Consider the following 18,745-nt stretch of genomic DNA (forward strand, 5'->3'; position numbering starts at 1 on the left):
TCCCCGGCAAATTACTGCGCCGGGCGCGCAGCAAGAAATTCAACGGCGCGGCGAATATCCCGTGTGCGAGGCGCGGGCGGCAGGCTGGCGAGGAACACCGCGCCATAGGGCCGCATCACCAGGCGGTTATCGCAAATCACCAGCACGCCGCGGTCGTCGATGTCGCGGATCAAACGCCCGACGCCCTGTTTCAGCGTAATGACCGCATCCGGGAGTTGCACCTCATCGAACGGATCGCCGCCGCGCAGACGGCAATCTTCCATGCGCGCTTTTAACAGCGGATCTTCCGGCGAAGTAAACGGCAGTTTATCGATGATCACCAGCGACAGCGTATCGCCGCGCACATCCACGCCTTCCCAGAAACTGCTGGTTGCCACCAGTAGCGCATTACCGGCGCTGACGAACTGTTGCAGCAGTTGGCCTTTACTGGTTTCGCCCTGCAACAGCACCGGCAGGCTCATCGTGGCGCGGAACTGCTCTGCCAGTTCGCGCATCATGGCATGCGAAGTACAGAGCATAAAACAGCGGCCATTGTTGGCTTCAATCATTGGGCGCAGCATAGCCGCCAGCTGCCGGGCTGAACCGGGCTGGTTGGTCTGCGGCAGATTGCGCGGCACGCACAGCAGCGCCTGATGCTGATAATCGAAAGGACTCGGCAGCAGCAGCGATTCCGCCTCGTCGATCCCGAGACGCGCCGTAAAGTGATGCAGATCGTCATTCACGGAAAGCGTCGCCGAAGTGAAAATCCAGCTCCCCTTTTTCTGCGCCATCACCTCTTTGAACTTATCCGCCACCGTCAGCGGCGTCAGCGCAAGGGTGAAGTTGCGCGAGGTGCATTCATACCAGTAGCTGTAACCAGGTTGATTAATCTCTTTCAGACGCTTGAGCCGCGCGCGGTAAGTGGTCGCCCGCTCAAAAGCGGCATCAAGTAGCGCCGAGCGGCCAAGGGAGAGTTTCGCCACGTCGTAGCACAATTCCAGCGCATCATCGAGCAGCAGCAGCGCGCGCTGGATATTGGCATCGGCCAGCAATTCACGCAGGTTACCGCGATAACCGGGTTCACCAAGTTGCAGACGGAAATCCTGCGTGCTTTGCGCCAGGCGGTCGGCGCATTTTTGCAGCTGCGCGGTATCTTTTAATTCGGTGCGATAAGCAATGGTGAAATCTTTCGCCAGATCCAGTAACTGGCGGCTGGAGAGCGACTGGCCAAAATACTGGCTGGCGATGTCCGGAAGCTGGTGCGCCTCGTCGAAAATCATCACGTCAGCCTCCGGGATAAGCTCACCGAAGCCGCTCTCTTTCACCACCATATCGGCGAGAAACAGATGATGGTTCACCACCACCACGTCAGCATCCATCGCCTTTTTCCGCGCTTTGACCACAAAGCAATCTTTGTACATCGGGCAATCGCTGCCCAGGCAGTTGTCGTTGGTGCTGGTGACCAGCGGCCAGGCCTGCGAATCCTCGGCTACGCTGACGCAGGTGCTGATATCGCCATCGGTAGTCTGGTTTGACCAAGAGCGCAGAAGAATCACATCACTCAGGGTTTGTACCGGCAGATCGCCGCCAGCCAGCGCCTGCTGTTCCAGTCGTTCAATACAGAGGTAGTTAGAGCGGCCTTTCAGCAGTGCAGTACGCCCGGTGAATTCCAGCGCGTTGGCTACCGTGGGCAGATCGCGGCTGTAGAGCTGATCCTGCAATGCTTTTGAACCGGTGGAGATAATCACTTTTTTACCGGCGCGTAAGGCGGGAGCGAGATAGGCGTAAGTTTTCCCGGTGCCGGTACCGGCTTCCACCACCAGCGGCTGAGTGTTGTCGATGGCCTGCATCACGGCGTGCGCCATCTGGCGCTGCGGTTCACGCGGTTTGAATCCCGGTATCGCTTTGGCCAGTTGGCCGTCTGTTGCAAAATCGTCCGTCACACTACCCCCTGGTTAAATCGACAGTGATTATGTCAGGGTGGGCGGATTTACGCCAGCCGGGTTTTTGTGGCACTCTTGCCCGCGACTGTATGGAAAATAAGAAGGTGTATTATGACAATTGTGCGTATTGACGCGGCGGAGCGCTGGTCTGATGTGGTGATCCACAACCAGACCCTTTATTACACCGGGGTGCCGGAAAACCTGGACGCCGATGCGTTTGAGCAGACAGCAAATACGCTGGCGCAAATCGATGCTGTGCTGGCAAAGCAAGGCAGTGACAAATCACGCATCCTCGATGCCACTATTTTTCTGCCCGATAGCAACGACTTCGCCGCGATGAATAAAGCGTGGGACGCGTGGGTTGTTGCGGGCCATGCGCCTGTGCGCTGCACCGTGCAGGCAAAGCTGATGAATCCGCACTATAAAGTGGAAATCAAAATCATCGCCGCGCTGTAATTACTCGTCCTCTTCGTCTTCAAAGCGCGCCACGATCCGTTCGCCCGTGTGGCTGGCGCGCAACTCTTCAGCAACCTGCGTAATCGCCTGGCCGCTGCTCATGCCGCCGGCCATTAACTCCTGGATACGCTCCACGGCTTTTTGCTGCTGCTCGTGGCTGAGGGAAGGTAAACCTGCAAACATCGTGAACTCCTGCTAAATTATGGGCGCTAATTATTTCATGCGTCCGCACAATTCACCAGCTGAAGACGCAGATGAGGATCAATGAAGACGTTATCCCCCGCCGTTATTACGTTACCGTGGCGCCGCGATGCAGCCGAATACTACTTTGCGCCACTTAGCCAGCAGCCCTGGGCGATATTGCTGCACTCTGGTCTCGCCGAGCACCCGCATAACCGTTTCGATATCCTGGTTGCCGATCCGCTAACCACGATCACGACCCGCGGCGAAATAACCTCGCTTAACGATAGGCGTGAAAGCCGAAGCGATCCATTGCAACTGCTGCAACAACAGCTGGATGCGCACAATCTGCATCCGGCACACAACCCGGATTTGCCCTTTCAGGGCGGCGCACTCGGTCTGTTTGGCTACGACTTAGGCCGCCGCTTCGAAAAACTGCCGCAACGGGCACAAGCGGATATTACCTTGCCTGATATGGCCGTTGGCATTTATGACTGGGCGCTGGTCGTTGACCACCGATTGCAGCGGGTTACGCTGCTGAGCCATGCCGATGTCGATGCCCGACTGGCCTGGCTGCAGGCACAACGCGCGCCGCAGCAGGACGATTTCCGGCTGACGTCACCGTGGCAGGCAAATATGAGCCGCGCCGAATACGGTGAAAAATTCCGCCAGGTGCAGGAGTGGCTGCACAGCGGCGACTGTTACCAGGTTAACCTCGCTCAGCGTTTTCAGGCACACTATGCGGGCGATGAGTGGCAGGCATTTACCCGCCTTAACCGCGAAAACCGCGCGCCATTCAGTGCGTTTTTACGCCTGCCGCAGGGTGCCATATTAAGCCTTTCTCCGGAACGTTTTATTCGTCTTGATGGCTCGCACATCGAGACGCGGCCGATCAAAGGTACGCTGCCAAGGCTGGCCGATCCGCAAGCGGATGCGCAGCAGGCGCAGAAACTCGCCGCCTCGCCGAAAGATCGCGCCGAGAATCTGATGATTGTCGATTTGATGCGTAATGATATTGGCCGCGTGGCGACGCCGGGTTCGGTACGCGTACCGGAACTGTTTGTCGTCGAACCCTTCCCCGCCGTCCATCACCTTGTCAGTACCGTCACGGCAGAACTGCCGGAGGGTCGCCACGCCAGCGATCTGCTGCGGGCCGCGTTCCCTGGCGGCTCGATTACCGGCGCACCCAAAGTTCGCGCCATGGAAATTATTGATACTCTGGAACCACAGCGACGCAATGCCTGGTGCGGCAGCATCGGTTATCTGAGCTTTTGCGGCAATATGGACACCAGCATTACCATCCGTACGTTAACCGCCTGTGACGGGCAAATATACTGCTCTGCGGGCGGTGGGATTGTCGCTGACAGCCAGGAAGAAGCGGAGTATCAGGAAACTTTTGATAAAGTTAATCGTATCCTGCGACAACTGGAGAAATGATTCGTGGAGCAAGCGGCTTTAACTCTGGATGATTTTTTGTCACGTTTTCAACTGTTACGCCCCCAGCTCAACCCGGCGGTGATGAATACACGCCAGGCCGCCGTGCTGGTACCTGTAGTGCGGCGCCTGCAGCCGGGTCTGCTACTGACGCAGCGCTCTCCACTGCTGCGTAAACATGCCGGTCAGGTTGCTTTTCCCGGTGGCGCGGTCGACAGTACCGATACATCGCTGATTGCCGCCGCGCTGCGGGAAGCGCAGGAAGAGGTGGCGATCCCTCCCGAGGCGGTGGAAGTCATCGGCGTTCTGCCGCCGGTCGATAGTGTCACCGGCTTTCAGGTCACGCCGGTGGTGGGCATTATTCCGCCGGATCTTCACTACCATGCCAGCGAAGATGAAGTGGCGGCGGTTTTCGAAATGCCGCTGGCCGAAGCGCTGCGGCTTGGGCGCTACCATCCGCTCGACATCCATCGCCACGGTAACGCGCATCGCGTGTGGCTCTCCTGGTATCAGCATTATTTTGTCTGGGGCATGACGGCCGGAATTATTCGTTCGCTGGCGCTGCAAATTGGCCGCAAGCCTTGACTATACTTTACACATAACATTTTTGTGACAGCGTGCGCGCTATTAGTAATATCAGGGTTAGCCATTAGTTTAATTCATGTGAATAGTTAAGCTGACGGCTGGCATCCCTCTTACACTATGCGCAGTTATTACATCGTTACTGGAACGCCGGTAACCCTGTCAGGAGCGTTAATGTGATTAGTATATTCGACATGTTTAAGGTGGGGATTGGCCCCTCATCTTCCCACACTGTTGGCCCAATGAAGGCCGGGAAGCAGTTCGTCGATGATCTGGTCGAAAAAGGATTGCTGGAAAGCGTTACCCGCGTTGCGGTGGACGTCTACGGCTCACTTTCCCTCACCGGGAAAGGTCACCATACCGATATCGCCATCATTATGGGTCTCGCAGGTAATGAGCCTGCCACCGTCGATATCGACGCTATCCCCACGTTTATCCGCGACGTAGAGACTCGCGGTCGTCTGCTGCTGGTGCAGGGCCGCCACGAAGTGGATTTCCCGCAGGATGACGGAATGCGTTTTCACAGTGATAACCTCTCGCTGCATGAAAACGGTATGCGCATCTCAGCGTGGAATGCCGATAACGTGGTGTACAGCAAAACCTACTATTCCATTGGCGGTGGTTTTATCGTCGATGAAGAGCATTTCGGTCAGGAGACGGTCAGCGCCGTCAATGTGCCCTGGCCCTTCAAATCCGCCACTCAGATGCTGGAGTATTGCAAAGAGACGGGCTTGTCCCTCTCCGGCATGGTGATGCAGAACGAACTGGCGCTGCACTCGAAAAAAGAGATCGAAGACTATTTCGGTAACGTCTGGGCAACCATGCGCGCCTGTATCGATCGCGGCATGAACACCGAAGGCGTACTGCCTGGGCCGCTGCGCGTACCGCGCCGGGCTTCCGCGCTGCGCCGTCTGCTGGTCGCCAGCGATAAACTCTCCCACGATCCGATGAACGTGGTCGACTGGGTGAACATGTTCGCGCTGGCGGTGAACGAAGAGAACGCTGCCGGGGGCCGCGTGGTGACTGCGCCAACAAATGGCGCCTGCGGTATCGTGCCCGCCGTGCTGGCCTATTACGATCACTTTATTGAATCCGTCAGCCCGGATATCTACATTCGTTACTTCCTGGCTGCCGGTGCCATCGGCACGCTCTATAAAATGAACGCCTCCATTTCCGGGGCGGAAGTCGGTTGCCAGGGCGAAGTTGGCGTAGCCTGTTCCATGGCAGCGGCGGGTCTGGCTGAACTACTTGGCGCAAGCCCGGAGCAGGTTTGCGTGGCGGCGGAAATCGGTATGGAGCATAACCTTGGTCTGACCTGCGATCCGGTAGCCGGGCAAGTACAGGTTCCCTGTATTGAGCGAAACGCGATTGCCTCGGTGAAAGCGATCAACGCCTCCAGGATGGCGATGCGCCGCACCAGCGCGCCGCGCGTCTCCCTCGATAAGGTGATAGAAACGATGTACGAGACCGGCAAGGATATGAACGCCAAATACCGTGAGACATCACGCGGCGGTCTGGCCATCAAAGTACAGTGTGATTAAATAAATCCGCGCCGTTCAACTGAGCGGCGTTTTTTTGCGCTATTGCGCCAGCGGAATGATATTTCTCCGATTTGTCGTCGCTGCGTTAATTCCCCACTACACTTTCAGTGTCCTGGCAAGGATTTCACGTCGGGGAGTTCACAGGCGACAATGGCATGCAAACGGCTCAACGGATCATTAAACGATATCGACGGCGGCGCGCTATTGTCTCCGTGTCGGTTGCTATTGTCGCGCTTATTTTTACCCTGGCTTTCCGTTTTATTTCGGAGCGGAATTTAAATCACCAACGTATAACCGCGTTTACCCAACATGCTGTAAATACGTTTGATCAATTATTGCTGCCGCTGGCGGCGGGCAGCCATACGTTGATTCCATTGGTTGGTCAACCCTGCGCCAGCGTGCATTTGCAATTACGTAAACAGGCGGCCAGCCTGCAAACCGTGCGTGCTGTTGCGTTAATCCAAGACGGTATTCTTTATTGTTCCAGTATTTTTGGCTACCGCGATGTGCCAATAAAACAGGTGCAACCGTTCCTTCCCACCCGGGAACCCCTGTTGATGCTCTCGACAGACCAGACATTGCTGAAGGGTCGCCCGGTATTGATTATGTGGTACCCCACCTCTGAAGACGGGCAGGATGGCGTCATTGAAGCGGTCAATATCGATCTGCTGAGTGATTTAGTTCTGGAACCGCAGGCGCCGCTGATCACGCACGCTGTGCTGAGCGTAAGCGGCAAACATCTGGTGCATGGCAAAGGCATCATGACCACCTTACCACCGCTGGGAGATGAAAGAGCGTACCAGCGCGTATCAACGCATTTCCCTTTCAGCGTCAGCGTGAGCGGTCCGGGCGCGGCGAAACTCGCATTATTGCATCTGCCGTCGCAACTGCCGCTGGCGCTGATGATGAGTCTGCTGACCGGCTTTATCGCCTGGTTTGCGACCGCCAGCCGCATGAGTTTTTCCCGCGAGATCAACCTGGGGATTGCCGGACGCGAATTTGAGCTGTTCTGTCAGCCGTTGCTGAAAGCGCGCACATTAGAGTGTGATGGCGTAGAGATCTTGCTGCGCTGGCATAACCCGCGCCAGGGTTGGATCTCGCCGGAAGTGTTTATTTCGATAGCGGAAGAACATAACCTGATCGCGCCGCTGACACGCTACGTACTGATAGAGATTCAACAGCAACTGCATTTTTTCCCCGACGATGTCCATTTCCATATTGGTATTAACGCGGCACCGAGCCATTTACGCAACGGCGAATTGCTGCGGGACTTAAATCAGCTCTGGTTTAATCACCATCCGATGCAGCAATTAATTATCGAACTAACGGAACGCGATGTTTTGTTCGAAATGGATTCCCGAATGGTGCAGGATCTTCGGCGCCGGGGGGTAAAAATTGCGATAGATGATTTTGGCACTGGCAACAGCTCGTTGGCCTGGCTGGAACAGTTGCATCCCGACGTGCTGAAAATTGATAAATCCTTCACCAAAACCATCGGTACCGATGCCATTAATTCGATGGTCACCGATATGATCATCGCGTTAGGGCAGAGACTGAATATTGAACTGGTGGCCGAAGGGGTTGAAACCCCGCTACAGGCGCAGCATCTGCGGCAGCGGGGGGTAAATACCTTGCAGGGTTTTCTCTACGCCGAGCCAATGCCCATCAAGGCATTCCCGGCGTGGCTGGCGGGGCACAGGGAGACCCCATCAACGCGGCAAAACGGTCATGCTTTGCCTTTCACGCCGGGCTGAGGATCACTCCTCTTCGTCGTGTTCTGGCTGCTCTTTAACAATGCGTACCAGATCCACACGATAGTCGTTGGCTTCGACGACGGTAATGTGTAACGGCGCGATTTCCAGCACTTCGCCCGCCGGTGGGATTTGCCCTTTGGCGGAGATAACCAGACCGGCCACTGTCGCAACATCCTCGTCGTCATTGACCAGGTTATCAATGCCGAGCGTATGCTGTAACGCATGCAAATCCGTGGTACCTTTCACCAACCAGCCGTCGCCATCAGCCACGATTTCCGGCGTTTCATCCGCATCAGGGAACTCACCGGCAATCGCTTCCAGCACGTCCAGCGGCGTGACCAGCCCCTGCACCATACCAAACTCGTTCGTTACAATCACAAAGCTGCCGCGCGCCCGGCGCAACACCGCCAGCAGTTTGATAGGATCCAACGTTTCCGGCACCACAATTGCCGGGCTGGCCGCAGCGATAGCGGCGACATCAGCCCCCTCTTCCAGCGCCACCAGCATCTCTTTCGCGCGAACAATACCGATGACTTCATCCAGCTCGCCACGACATACCGGGAACAGGCTGTGCGGTGACGAGAGCAGTTGCTGACGGATCTGATCAACACTCAGGTTGGCATCCACCCAACTGATATCACCACGCGGCGTCATGATACTGCGCAGCGAACGGGACGCCAGCGTCAACACGCCGTTTATCATATAACGTTCTTCTTCAGCAAATGCGCCTTCCGGCACCGGCACCGTGGCCTGGCTATCGGTTTCGATTTGCGGGCTTGCCTGGCGACGACCGCCCATCAGACGCAAAATGGCATCGGCTGTACGCGCACGCAGCGGTAAATTCGACTGATGGCGAATAAAGTTACGTCGGGCAACCTGGTTGAAAAACTCAATGATGATGGAGAAACCAATCGCGGCGTACAAATAGCCTTTCGGAATATGAAAACCAAAGCCTTCGGCCACCAGACTCAGGCCGATCATCAGCAAGAAGCTCAGACAGAGCACGACGACCGTCGGATGTTGGTTAACAAAACGCGTTAGCGGTTTCGATGCCAGCAGCATCACCGCCATCGCGATAATAACCGCCGCCATCATAACCGGCAAATGATTCACCATACCAACAGCGGTGATAACAGCATCCAGCGAGAAAACGGCATCAAGAATAACAATTTGCAGGACCACCACCCAGAAACTGGCATAGCCTTTTCCGTGCCCGCCATCATGTTCGCGGTTTTCCAGCCGTTCATGCAGCTCCGTTGTAGCTTTGAACAGCAGGAACACACCACCAAAAAGCATGATCAAATCGCGGCCGGAGAAGTTGAAACTGCCCACCGAGAAAAGCGGTTGGGTCAGGGTCACCATCCATGAGATCAGCGACAACAGGCCAAGGCGCATTACCAGCGCGAGCGACAAACCGAGCAGGCGTGCTTTATCACGCTGTTTGGGCGGTAGTTTGTCGGCAAGGATGGCAATAAACACCAGGTTATCAATACCCAGTACGATTTCCAGAACAACCAGCGTTAACAATCCCGCCCATATCGAGGGATCCATTAAGAATTCCATGACAGGCTCCTGCAACAAACGTGACTCAATGATGTGCGAGTATGCACAGGCATGATGGCATTGAACATATTAGGAAAGTGGCGGAAAACGCCGGAATGCGCGGCACTGAAAGGCCTTAAGGTGAACTGACGTCGGTGACGGTCCATACGGTGGGCTACGGCCCTTTACTCCTGACTAATTAAACGAACGGTAAACATAACAGAGAGCATTTATTGTTGGCAAAGATTTACCAGACTTTGCAAATTATGTGGATATTTTGCGCTCCGAAATTTCATCAACGCGAAACCTAAATTACGGATCTTCATCACATAAATTATTTTTTCACTATCTAAAATAATTCACGACGGAAATTAGTCTTTTGCTTTAACCCTTATATCTGAATCGATTCGGTTTACCGGGACAGATTCCACAATACACCTATTAACGGTGTGTTAACGACAAGAAGAAGGAGGTAGCAAGTGACCATTGCTATTGTTATAGGCACACATGGTTGGGCCGCGGAACAACTGCTGAAAACCGCCGAAATGCTGCTGGGCGAGCAGGATAACGTCGGTTGGATTGATTTCGTTCCCGGTGAAAATGCGGAAACGTTAATCGAAAAATACAACGCGCAACTGGAGAAACTGGAAACCAGCAAAGGCGTGCTATTTCTCGTCGATACATGGGGCGGTAGTCCGTTTAACGCTGCCAGCCGTATTGTCGTCGATAAAGAGCATTACGAAGTCATTGCCGGCGTAAACGTTCCGATGCTGGTGGAAACACTGATGGCCAGGGACGATAACCCGACCTTCGACGAACTGGTGGCGTTAGCCGTCGAAACAGGACGTGAGGGGGTGAAAGCCCTGAAAGCGCAACCTGTTGAAAAACCGACTCCTGCTTCTGCTCCTGCGGCGGCAAAAGCAGCAGCGCCTGCGAAGCCAATGGGTCCGAATGATTACATGGTTATCGGCCTTGCGCGCATCGATGACCGTCTGATCCACGGCCAGGTGGCAACTCGCTGGACCAAAGAGACCAACGTCACGCGCATTATCGTCGTCAGTGATGAAGTGGCAGCGGATACCGTACGTAAGACCCTGTTAACCCAGGTTGCCCCTCCCGGCGTAACTGCGCATGTCGTGGATGTCGCAAAAATGCTGCGCGTCTACAACAACCCAAAATATGCGGGTCAACGCGTCATGTTGTTATTCACTAACCCGACCGATGTGGAACGCGTTGTTGAAGGCGGTGTGAAAATCACCAGCGTCAATATTGGCGGTATGGCGTATCGCCAGGGCAAAACCCAGGTGAACAACGCTGTTTCGGTCGATGAGAAAGATATCGCAGCATTTAAAAAACTGAACGAACGCGGCATCGAACTGGAAGTCCGTAAAGTTTCAAACGATCCGAAACTGAAAATGATGGATTTGATCAGCAAAGTGGCGAACTAACCGCGGCGGCCTGATTAACTCAGTTTTCACACTTACGTCTGATTTAGCTATAGGAGAAGTACAATGGAGATTACCACTCTTCAGATTGTGCTGGTGTTCGTGGTTGCATGTATCGCCGGTATGGAGTCGATACTGGACGAATTCCAGTTCCACCGTCCGTTGGTGGCATGTACGCTGGTGGGTATCGTCCTGGGTGATATGAAAACGGGTATTATCATCGGTGGTACCCTGGAAATGATCGCGCTGGGCTGGATGAACATCGGTGCCGCGGTTGCCCCCGATGCCGCGCTGGCGTCCATCATTTCAACCATTCTGGTCATTGGCGGGCATCAGAGCATCGGGGCCGGTATCGCGCTGGCCATCCCGCTGGCCGCTGCGGGCCAGGTGTTGACCATTATCGTTCGTACCATCACCGTAGGCTTCCAGCATGCGGCGGATAAGGCGGCTGAAAGCGGCAACCTGACCGCGCTCTCGTGGATCCACGTCTCTTCCCTGTTCCTGCAAGCCATGCGTATCGCCATTCCGGCGGTAATTGTCGCCATCTCTGTCGGCACCAGTGAAGTACAAAGCATGCTGAACGCCATTCCTGAAGTAGTGACCAGCGGTCTGAATATCGCCGGCGGCATGATTGTGGTTGTAGGTTATGCAATGGTCATCAACATGATGCGTGCAGGCTACCTGATGCCGTTCTTCTACCTCGGCTTTGTAACCGCCGCCTTTACCAACTTCAACCTGGTAGCGCTGGGTGTTATCGGTGCGGTAATGGCGATTCTCTACATTCAGCTCAGCCCGAAATATAACCGCTCCGCAGGTGGCCCTGCTCCGGCGGCGGGTAATAACGATCTTGATAACGAACTGGATTAACAGGTGAACGACATGGTTGATATGACTAAAACTCCGACTGAGAAAAAACTCACCCAGAGTGACATTCGTGGTGTGTTCATTCGTTCTAACCTGTTCCAGGGTTCATGGAACTTCGAACGTATGCAGGCGCTGGGCTTCTGTTTCTCAATGGTACCGGCTATTAAACGCCTTTACCCTGAAAATAACGAAGCGCGCCGCCAGGCAATTAAGCGCCACCTCGAATTCTTCAACACCCATCCGTACGTGGCCGCGCCGGTACTCGGCGTTACGCTGGCAATGGAAGAGCAGCGTGCTAACGGCGCGGAGATCGACGATGGTGCGATCAACGGTATTAAAGTGGGTCTGATGGGGCCGCTGGCCGGTGTGGGCGACCCGATCTTCTGGGGAACCGTACGTCCGGTATTTGCGGCACTGGGCGCGGGTATTGCCATGAGCGGCAGCCTGCTCGGGCCATTGCTGTTTTTTGTCCTCTTTAATATTGTCCGCCTGGCGACACGCTATTACGGCGTGGCGTACGGTTACCGTAAAGGTATCGACATCGTTAAAGATATGGGTGGCGGCTTCCTGCAGAAACTGACCGAGGGGGCGTCAATCCTCGGCCTGTTTGTCATGGGCGCCCTGGTGAACAAGTGGACACACGTTAACATTCCAATGGTTGTATCGCAGATCACCGACCAGACCGGTAAAACGACGGTGACTACTGTACAGACCATTCTCGACCAGTTGATGCCGGGTCTGGTGCCTCTGCTGTTAACCTTCGCCTGTATGTGGCTGCTGCGTAAGAAAGTAAACCCGCTGTGGATTATCGTCGGGTTCTTTATCATCGGGATTGTAGGTTACGCGATTGGCCTGTTGGGCCTGTAACCGGGTATGTGTTAACCGGGGGCTTACCGCCCCCGGTTTTTATTTAAGGAGGAACAATGACCGTTACGGATAGCGTTCTGCTGGCGTTTGTCGCCGCCCTGTTTGCTTTCGCCATCTATGACGAATTCGTTATGCCACGTCGTCAGGGCACATCGTTGCTGACCGTTCCCCTGCTACGCAGAAGCCGCACTGATGGCGCTATTTTCGTCGGCTTGCTGGCGATCCTGATCTATAACAACACGATTAATGGCGGTTCCTCTTTAACATTGTGGTTATTATCTGTGCTGGCATTGCTCGGTATTTATCTTTTTTGGATCCGCTCACCGAAAATCATCTTTAAAGAGTGCGGCTTTTTCTTTGCCAATGCCTGGATCGAATATAACCGTATTAAAGAGATGAATTTATCGGAAGATGGTGTGTTGGTCATGCAATTAGAACAGCGACGCTTGCTTATCCGCGTGCGAAATATCGACGACCTTGAGAAAATCTATAAGGTTATCGTTAATACTCAATAAGTTAAGATATAGCAAAATCTATATTTACCCGCATAAAAAATAAGCTAATTTATAGCCATTGCTATATTCAGGTGAAAATTTACTTATATTTATTAACGTTATTTTCACCTATAAATCTAAATGCAAATCGTTATCAACTAGTTACCGGAATTATATTTTTCGGTTGTTGTTTTATATTCTCAAAATATGTTAAGGTTCGTCCGTCGTTGGGGAGTAGCCGATTTCCGCTTATCCGGAAATGTACGTGTCAACATACTCGTTGCAAAACGTGGCGCGTACGGACTGAGTCTTTTTCAGTCAGGCGAGACCATTGGCACATTAACTGCTGTTTACTGGGGGCAGTGATGTGTTTATGGAATTCCCGGTCAGGACGTCACGATGAATCTCTCCGCCACTCTTCTTCTCGCTTTTGGCATGTCCATGGATGCTTTTGCTGCTTCCATCGGCAAAGGCGCGACGCTGCATAAACCTAAATTCTCTGAAGCTCTGCGCACGGGTCTTATTTTCGGCGCCATTGAAACGCTGACGCCGCTCATCGGCTGGGGCCTCGGTATGCTGGCAACCCAGTTTGTGCTGGAGTGGAATCACTGGGTCGCGTTTGTGCTGCTGGTGTTTCTTGGCGGGCGCATGATTATTGAAGGCGTGCGCGGCGATGACGGTTGCGAAGTGGAAACGCCGCATCGTCATGGTTTCTGGCTGCTGGTCACGACAGCCATTGCCACCAGTCTGGACGCAATGGCTGTGGGCGTCGGTCTGGCTTTCCTGCAGGTTAATATTATCGCCACCGCGCTGGCGATTGGTTGTGCAACGCTGATTATGTCGACGCTCGGGATGATGGTTGGTCGTTTTATCGGCCCACTGCTGGGCAAACGGGCCGAAATTCTTGGCGGTATTGTGCTGATTGGCATTGGTACACAGATCCTGTGGAGCCACTTCGCCGGTTAATCTTCCCGCTGTAAGCAGTGAATACTGAAATCCGTCTGGCAGCGGAAGCATTCCGTTGCCGCTAATTTTTCCCATACTTCCGGCTTCGCCCGCCATGCAAATGGCGTCATCTGTAGCAAAGCCACCGCTTCCTGACCGGTAAGGCTCATCTCATAAGCCAGCGCGCGAGTTTCTACTACTTTAAACCCTTCCATTGCTCCCGCGTTTTCAGCATGTAGTTTTACTTCGTCGTAGATTAACCCTTTCAGTTCCAGCAAATGACGAGGCCCAGGAGCAGCAGTAATAACAACACCACCGGGCTTGATTACACGCACCAGTTCTTCCGCTTTACAGGGAGCATAGATGCGAACCAGAGCGTCTATGCTCTTATCTTCAAACGGCAGACGATGGCTGGAAGCCACACAAAACATAACCTGCGGATAGCGTTTTGCCGCCGCGCGGATCGCGGCCCTGGAGACATCCAGCCCAAACGTTTTTGCGCCGTGGTGTCTGGCTATCGCAGCAAAGGCCTGAGTGTAATACCCTTCCCCGCAGCCAATATCCAGTATCGCGTCGGCCTGCTCTGGCAATCTGGCCTGTAACAGAACGCCGATGGCATCCCGCAGCGGCTGATAGTGCCCCTCATCCAGGAATGCACGACGCGCCTGCATCATCTCTGCGCTATCGCCGGGATCGCGGGAACGTTTATGCTGTACCGGCAACAGATTCACATAACCTTCTTTCGCCAGATCGAACTGATGACGCTGCGGACAAACGAAGGCACTCTCGCGACGCTGTAAAGGCGAGTGACAGAGCGGGCAACTGAAAGGCATAAAAACTCCGGAGGGTATTTCTCAAAGGGCGAAAGTGTACCGCCATTTGTCGCACGAGGAAATTAAAAAGCCCCGCACAAGTGCGAGGCTTTATGGCTGACTTTAACGCGCGAAGCGCGTACAAGCTCAGAGGTGTCGAAATCAGATAGCAGTTACGTTAACTGCAGCCGGGCCTTTCTGACCGTCCTGAATTTCAAACTCAACGTTCTGGCCTTCAGCCAGAGTTTTGAAGCCGTTACCCTGGATTGCAGAGAAGTGTACGAATACATCTTTGCTGCCGTCTGCCGGAGTAATGAAACCAAAACCTTTAGACTCGTTGAACCACTTAACTTGACCTTTAATCTTTGCCATTTGCAAAATTCCTTAATGTATATACTTCGCCCGCAGGCATTGACTGAGAAAACTGAGACATTACTGCTTGAGGCACTAATATAAGGTTCGGCAGAGAAGCTGTATTCAACGAAACGTGTTTACTCAGGACTTCTTTACTGAAAATGCCACACATAAACAGAACTGTACCTCGATTGACCCAAAACGTGTTATCACACAATATGTAAATTATGGCAAGCCATTTTTAAACATGTCTGGATCCGCCGCACAAATTCTAAGGTTATCAAAGCTTCTTCTGCACTTTTATGCATTACGATGAACGCTATAGCAGTCACCAGGCCCTTATCCTCATGCATCGACAATAGCTGATTTTTCACCATTGCTCAACAGGTTCCATGAGCTCAAACAAGCCACAATATGTCTATGCATATAGCGTATATCATAAGAACTTTTTACGCATAGTTATGCTTTTTTTATCGTCCAGGACGATTCTTAAACTATTAAGACAACAGAGGAAACTATTTACCTGGTTTACTCTGGATAGTTGTTGTGCAAATAAGCTTTGCCCTGCACCAAAATAATGAATTTATGATGACATTGCCTCATAAAAAGGCAATAAAAACGTTTCGATAAAAATAAAACAATGTCATTTAAAAAACACAATACTTTTGGAACGAAGCGGGTGTATTAACCGAGGGATAAATACTGACCGATTTTCAGGATTCTAAAGTTATCATTATCCGTTGCCGCTTCGCTTAATGACAGCTGCAATTCCTTTACCGGTTGATCCAGGGATTCATCAGCCAGTTCAAACACGCCCCAATGGACTGGAAATGCCAGCGGACTGCCCAATTGTTGCCATAGCGCGACAGCACTTTGCGGATCCATATGGTTAATCGACATAAACCAGCGCGGCGCATAAGCGCCTACCGGTAATGCGACGACATCCAGCGCACCTAAACGCTGTGGAATAGTGAGCAACTCCGGAGTGTATCCCGTATCACCTGCAAACCAGAACCGCCCTTTTGCTGATTCAACCACCCAACCGCACCATAATGAACGGTTGCGGTCCCATAGTGTTCGCATGCTCCAATGTTGTGCAGGCACTGCCGTATAGACCATTCCCTGAAATGTCACACTTTGCCACCAGTCCAGTTCCGTTACGTGTTTTGCGCCCAGGCGGCGGATCAGCACTGCCAACCCAAGCGGGACGAAGAACTGCACGTCAGGGAAACGGCGCAAAAGCGCGCGCAGCGTCCACGTATCCAGATGATCATAATGATTATGGGAAATCAGGATCGCATCCAGTTGTGGAACATCTTCAATGGCAAGCGCAAGCGGTGTACGCCGCTGCGGGCCGGCAAAACGGACAGGAGAAGCACGGTGGGAGAAGACAGGATCGGTCAGAAGGTATTGCCCCTGAAGGCGTAACAAAATACTGGCATGACCCAGCCACCACAAACCGTCGCTGTCGCCAGTGATTTCCACTTTTTGCCACCACTGCTCGATAAAACGGGCATAGCCATCAGCGGGAGGACGGGGAAGCCCAGCGGCCTTGCGCTCATTGCGCCAGCGCTTAACGTCACCGGGTTGATGTTCGACAGGCGTCGTATTGATGAACCCATCAGGGGAGTGATGAGAAAGTGCAGGATTATACCAGGGGTTTTTCCAGACCATCTCATCCTCCTGCGTCGTTAGCGTTCAGCCACCAGACGGATGAAATCCTCATCCTCTTCTTTTTCCTGCTCTTTGGCAGGCGCAGTTTGCGGTTCTTTTTCGGGCTCGTTAGATTCACACAAACGGCGCAACAATGCATTTTGCCGTTTTTGCTGATCCAGCAGCGCTTCAAGCAGCTCAATCTGCTCATTTGTACGCGAGCTGGCGCGATTGATAAAGAACCAAAGAACCAGCCCGACCAGCAGAACCACCAAAGAAACAACAATAGACGCAATATTAAGCGCGCCCGAATTTATGACTTCGTTCATTTCACCACCTCATGTTGACGCGACATTTTACCACTGGCGTCAAGGAAGGAAATCATTCACTGAGAAATTACCATTACCAGGGGATGAATTTGTTGACGATGCAGATGCCGCTGAAAAATTGTACATCCTGATCGCACATCACGTTAAGCATTTGAGTCCAGAGCAGCAGGCAGCCTACCAGCACGACAATCAGGATCAGCCACTTATATTTTCTCACTCCACTCTCCAGTACATTGTCAGGTGTAACCAGGTTAGCATGGCAACATTAAACCGCGACTAACTGTATCTCTATTCGCGATTTTTCGGAATGCATGACTTGTTTCAGTCAGTGAATCAGGTAGCTTTAAGATATGATTTAGTGTGAAGCAAGGAGCTGATATGCGAACACTTATTCGCGCCGTTATCGTTGTTGCGCTGCTGTGGATTGGGCTTCTGCTGAGCGGTTATGGTGTGCTGATTAGCAGTCACGAAAATGCTGGTGGGCTGGGATTACAATGTAAATATGTAACAGCGCGTGGCACCAGTACCGCACAATATGTACATTCAGACAAGGGTTTTTTCGGGCTGGCAAATTGCCCTCTGATACGTAAAAGCGACACCGTTATCGACAACGGCTAGCATCGGGACAAAAAAACCGCCATGTCGGCGGTTTTTTTCTTTCGTTTGTCAGAACGGATACTGGTTATAACCCATCTGTTCTGAAATTTTGCGTGCAGCCTGATGAAGCATGGCCACATATTCATGCAGGCGCTCTTCAGAGAAACGCAGCGTCGGGAAAGAGATACTCAGACCGGCAATAACCACGCCAAAACGGTCGAAAACCGGTACGCCAATGCAGCGCAGGCCTTCTTCCTGTTCCTCATTATCTTCGCCGTAGCCTTGTTCACGCACAACATCCAGCATCGGCAGGAGATCTTCGGTGCTGGTAATCGTACGATCGGTGCTGCGCTTATATTCAACCCCTTCAAGGATCTGCTTAACCTCTTCACGATCGCGCCATGCCAGCAGCACTTTACCGATAGCGGTACTGTACAGCGGGTTGCGGCGACCAATGCGAGAGTACATGCGCAAGTTATACATCGAATCAATTTTATGGATGTAAACAATGCTGTCCTCATCAAGTGCGCCGAGGTGGATGGTCTCTTTCGTCAGACGAGAGAGCTCACGCATCTGGATATCCGCACTGCGGATCAGATCCACGTTTTGCAAAGCACGTGCGCCAAGCTCGAACAGCTTAAGCGTCAGGGAATATTTTTCAGATTCCCCTTCCTGCGCAACATAGCCTAATGATTTCATTGTTTGCAAAAAGCGATAGACGGTGCTTTTCGACATCATGACACGCTGCGACAGCTCGGTGATGCCGATTTCACGCTCTTCGCCGAGCGCCTGCAGAATGCCAAATACCTTCAATACTGAAGAGACAGAATCTGGCTGCTTGTCCAAATCTGCGATAGCCATTAATCACCTCATCGCGTGTGTTTTATAAAATTCAGAATCGGTTTTTATTATAAATTCGTCGCTCAGTCGCCGCAATGCACGTTTGTCAACTTCGTTACAATTCTGCGACATAA

General features: G+C 52.9%; 20 protein-coding genes, 1 pseudogene and 1 riboswitch. Of the genes and pseudogenes, 11 read left to right on the forward strand and 10 right to left on the reverse strand.

The window, feature by feature from the left end; genetic code table 11:
* Window positions 1-11: 11 nt before the first annotated feature.
* Entirely contained in the window at window positions 12-1,922 is a 1,911-nt protein-coding gene (locus DK872_RS21055; protein WP_035887442.1) for an ATP-dependent DNA helicase, read from the reverse strand.
* Window positions 1,923-2,033: 111 nt separating this feature from the next.
* Between DK872_RS21055 and DK872_RS21060 the strand changes: the two genes are divergently transcribed.
* Window positions 2,034-2,378, forward strand: coding sequence for a RidA family protein (locus DK872_RS21060; RefSeq protein ID WP_007371645.1), 345 nt, complete (start codon window positions 2,034-2,036; stop codon window positions 2,376-2,378).
* Here the strand turns inward: DK872_RS21060 and DK872_RS21065 are convergent, their stop codons facing one another.
* On the reverse strand, window positions 2,379-2,561 hold the full coding sequence (locus DK872_RS21065; RefSeq protein ID WP_035887444.1) for a YoaH family protein: 183 nt from the start codon (window positions 2,559-2,561) through the stop codon (window positions 2,379-2,381).
* An 81-nt stretch (window positions 2,562-2,642) separates the two neighbouring features.
* Between DK872_RS21065 and pabB the strand changes: the two genes are divergently transcribed.
* From pabB to DK872_RS21085, 4 genes are all read left to right on the forward strand, one after another.
* Window positions 2,643-3,995, forward strand: coding sequence for an aminodeoxychorismate synthase component 1 (pabB, locus tag DK872_RS21070; protein WP_035887446.1), 1,353 nt, complete (start codon window positions 2,643-2,645; stop codon window positions 3,993-3,995).
* Between the two features lie 3 nt (window positions 3,996-3,998).
* On the forward strand, window positions 3,999-4,577 hold the full coding sequence (locus tag DK872_RS21075) for a CoA pyrophosphatase (RefSeq protein ID WP_007371642.1): 579 nt from the start codon (window positions 3,999-4,001) through the stop codon (window positions 4,575-4,577).
* A 173-nt stretch (window positions 4,578-4,750) separates the two neighbouring features.
* Window positions 4,751-6,115 carry an L-serine ammonia-lyase gene (sdaA, locus tag DK872_RS21080; protein ID WP_161518791.1) on the forward strand — a complete coding sequence of 455 codons (1,365 nt, stop codon included), beginning with the start codon at window positions 4,751-4,753 and terminating at the stop codon, window positions 6,113-6,115.
* Between the two features lie 155 nt (window positions 6,116-6,270).
* The gene (locus tag DK872_RS21085; RefSeq protein ID WP_161518792.1) at window positions 6,271-7,869 is read left to right on the forward strand and encodes an EAL domain-containing protein; all 1,599 of its coding nucleotides are present in this window, start codon (window positions 6,271-6,273) and stop codon (window positions 7,867-7,869) included.
* A gap of 3 nt (window positions 7,870-7,872) precedes the next feature.
* Here the strand turns inward: DK872_RS21085 and yoaE are convergent, their stop codons facing one another.
* A complete protein-coding gene (gene yoaE, locus DK872_RS21090) occupies window positions 7,873-9,432 on the reverse strand; it encodes a CNNM family cation transport protein YoaE (RefSeq protein WP_035887453.1) in 1,560 nt (519 codons plus the stop codon).
* Window positions 9,433-9,890: 458 nt separating this feature from the next.
* Here yoaE and manX point away from each other — a divergent pair, with 458 nt between their 5' ends.
* From manX to mntP, 5 genes are all read left to right on the forward strand, one after another.
* A complete protein-coding gene (gene manX / locus DK872_RS21095; protein WP_007371638.1) occupies window positions 9,891-10,859 on the forward strand; it encodes a PTS mannose transporter subunit IIAB in 969 nt (322 codons plus the stop codon).
* 63 nt (window positions 10,860-10,922) lie between these two features.
* Window positions 10,923-11,723, forward strand: a complete 801-nt coding sequence (locus DK872_RS21100; protein ID WP_007371637.1) for a PTS mannose/fructose/sorbose transporter subunit IIC — start codon at window positions 10,923-10,925, stop codon at window positions 11,721-11,723.
* Between the two features lie 12 nt (window positions 11,724-11,735).
* Window positions 11,736-12,587 carry a PTS mannose transporter subunit IID gene (locus tag DK872_RS21105; RefSeq protein WP_007371636.1) on the forward strand — a complete coding sequence of 284 codons (852 nt, stop codon included), beginning with the start codon at window positions 11,736-11,738 and terminating at the stop codon, window positions 12,585-12,587.
* A gap of 56 nt (window positions 12,588-12,643) precedes the next feature.
* Entirely contained in the window at window positions 12,644-13,102 is a 459-nt protein-coding gene (locus DK872_RS21110; RefSeq protein ID WP_161518793.1) for a DUF986 family protein, read from the forward strand.
* 196 nt (window positions 13,103-13,298) lie between these two features.
* Window positions 13,299-13,401, forward strand: a riboswitch (yybP-ykoY riboswitch).
* 79 nt (window positions 13,402-13,480) lie between these two features.
* Complete coding sequence (mntP, locus tag DK872_RS21115; protein ID WP_007371634.1) at window positions 13,481-14,047, forward strand: manganese efflux pump MntP; 567 nt, start codon at window positions 13,481-13,483, stop codon at window positions 14,045-14,047.
* Here the strand turns inward: mntP and rlmA are convergent.
* The 6 genes and pseudogenes from rlmA to mgrB form a co-directional block, all read right to left on the reverse strand.
* Complete coding sequence (gene rlmA / locus DK872_RS21120) at window positions 14,044-14,859, reverse strand: 23S rRNA (guanine(745)-N(1))-methyltransferase (protein WP_007371633.1); 816 nt, start codon at window positions 14,857-14,859, stop codon at window positions 14,044-14,046. The genes mntP and rlmA overlap by 4 nt on opposite strands.
* A 141-nt stretch (window positions 14,860-15,000) precedes the next feature.
* On the reverse strand, window positions 15,001-15,210 hold the full coding sequence (gene cspE / locus DK872_RS21125) for a transcription antiterminator/RNA stability regulator CspE (protein ID WP_001062678.1): 210 nt from the start codon (window positions 15,208-15,210) through the stop codon (window positions 15,001-15,003).
* Window positions 15,211-15,222: 12 nt separating this feature from the next.
* Window positions 15,223-15,364: pseudogene (locus DK872_RS21130) on the reverse strand (DUF2627 domain-containing protein).
* Between the two features lie 512 nt (window positions 15,365-15,876).
* Complete coding sequence (locus DK872_RS21135; protein ID WP_071920960.1) at window positions 15,877-16,866, reverse strand: MBL fold metallo-hydrolase; 990 nt, start codon at window positions 16,864-16,866, stop codon at window positions 15,877-15,879.
* Between the two features lie 17 nt (window positions 16,867-16,883).
* A complete protein-coding gene (locus tag DK872_RS21140; RefSeq protein ID WP_035887465.1) occupies window positions 16,884-17,174 on the reverse strand; it encodes a YebO family protein in 291 nt (96 codons plus the stop codon).
* Window positions 17,175-17,247: 73 nt separating this feature from the next.
* Window positions 17,248-17,391, reverse strand: a complete 144-nt coding sequence (mgrB, locus tag DK872_RS21145; RefSeq protein ID WP_007371630.1) for a PhoP/PhoQ regulator MgrB — start codon at window positions 17,389-17,391, stop codon at window positions 17,248-17,250.
* Window positions 17,392-17,552: 161 nt separating this feature from the next.
* Here mgrB and DK872_RS21150 point away from each other — a divergent pair, with 161 nt between their 5' ends.
* Window positions 17,553-17,792, forward strand: a complete 240-nt coding sequence (locus tag DK872_RS21150) for a YobH family protein (protein WP_071920961.1) — start codon at window positions 17,553-17,555, stop codon at window positions 17,790-17,792.
* Window positions 17,793-17,840: 48 nt separating this feature from the next.
* Here DK872_RS21150 and kdgR read toward each other — a convergent pair whose 3' ends face one another.
* Window positions 17,841-18,632, reverse strand: a complete 792-nt coding sequence (gene kdgR, locus DK872_RS21155; RefSeq protein ID WP_007371628.1) for a DNA-binding transcriptional regulator KdgR — start codon at window positions 18,630-18,632, stop codon at window positions 17,841-17,843.
* Window positions 18,633-18,745: the final 113 nt, after the last annotated feature.

Origin of the sequence: Kosakonia sp. MH5 (assembly GCF_009935945.1) — a bacterium.
In the GTDB taxonomy this organism is placed as follows: Bacteria; Pseudomonadota; Gammaproteobacteria; order Enterobacterales; family Enterobacteriaceae; genus Kosakonia; species Kosakonia radicincitans.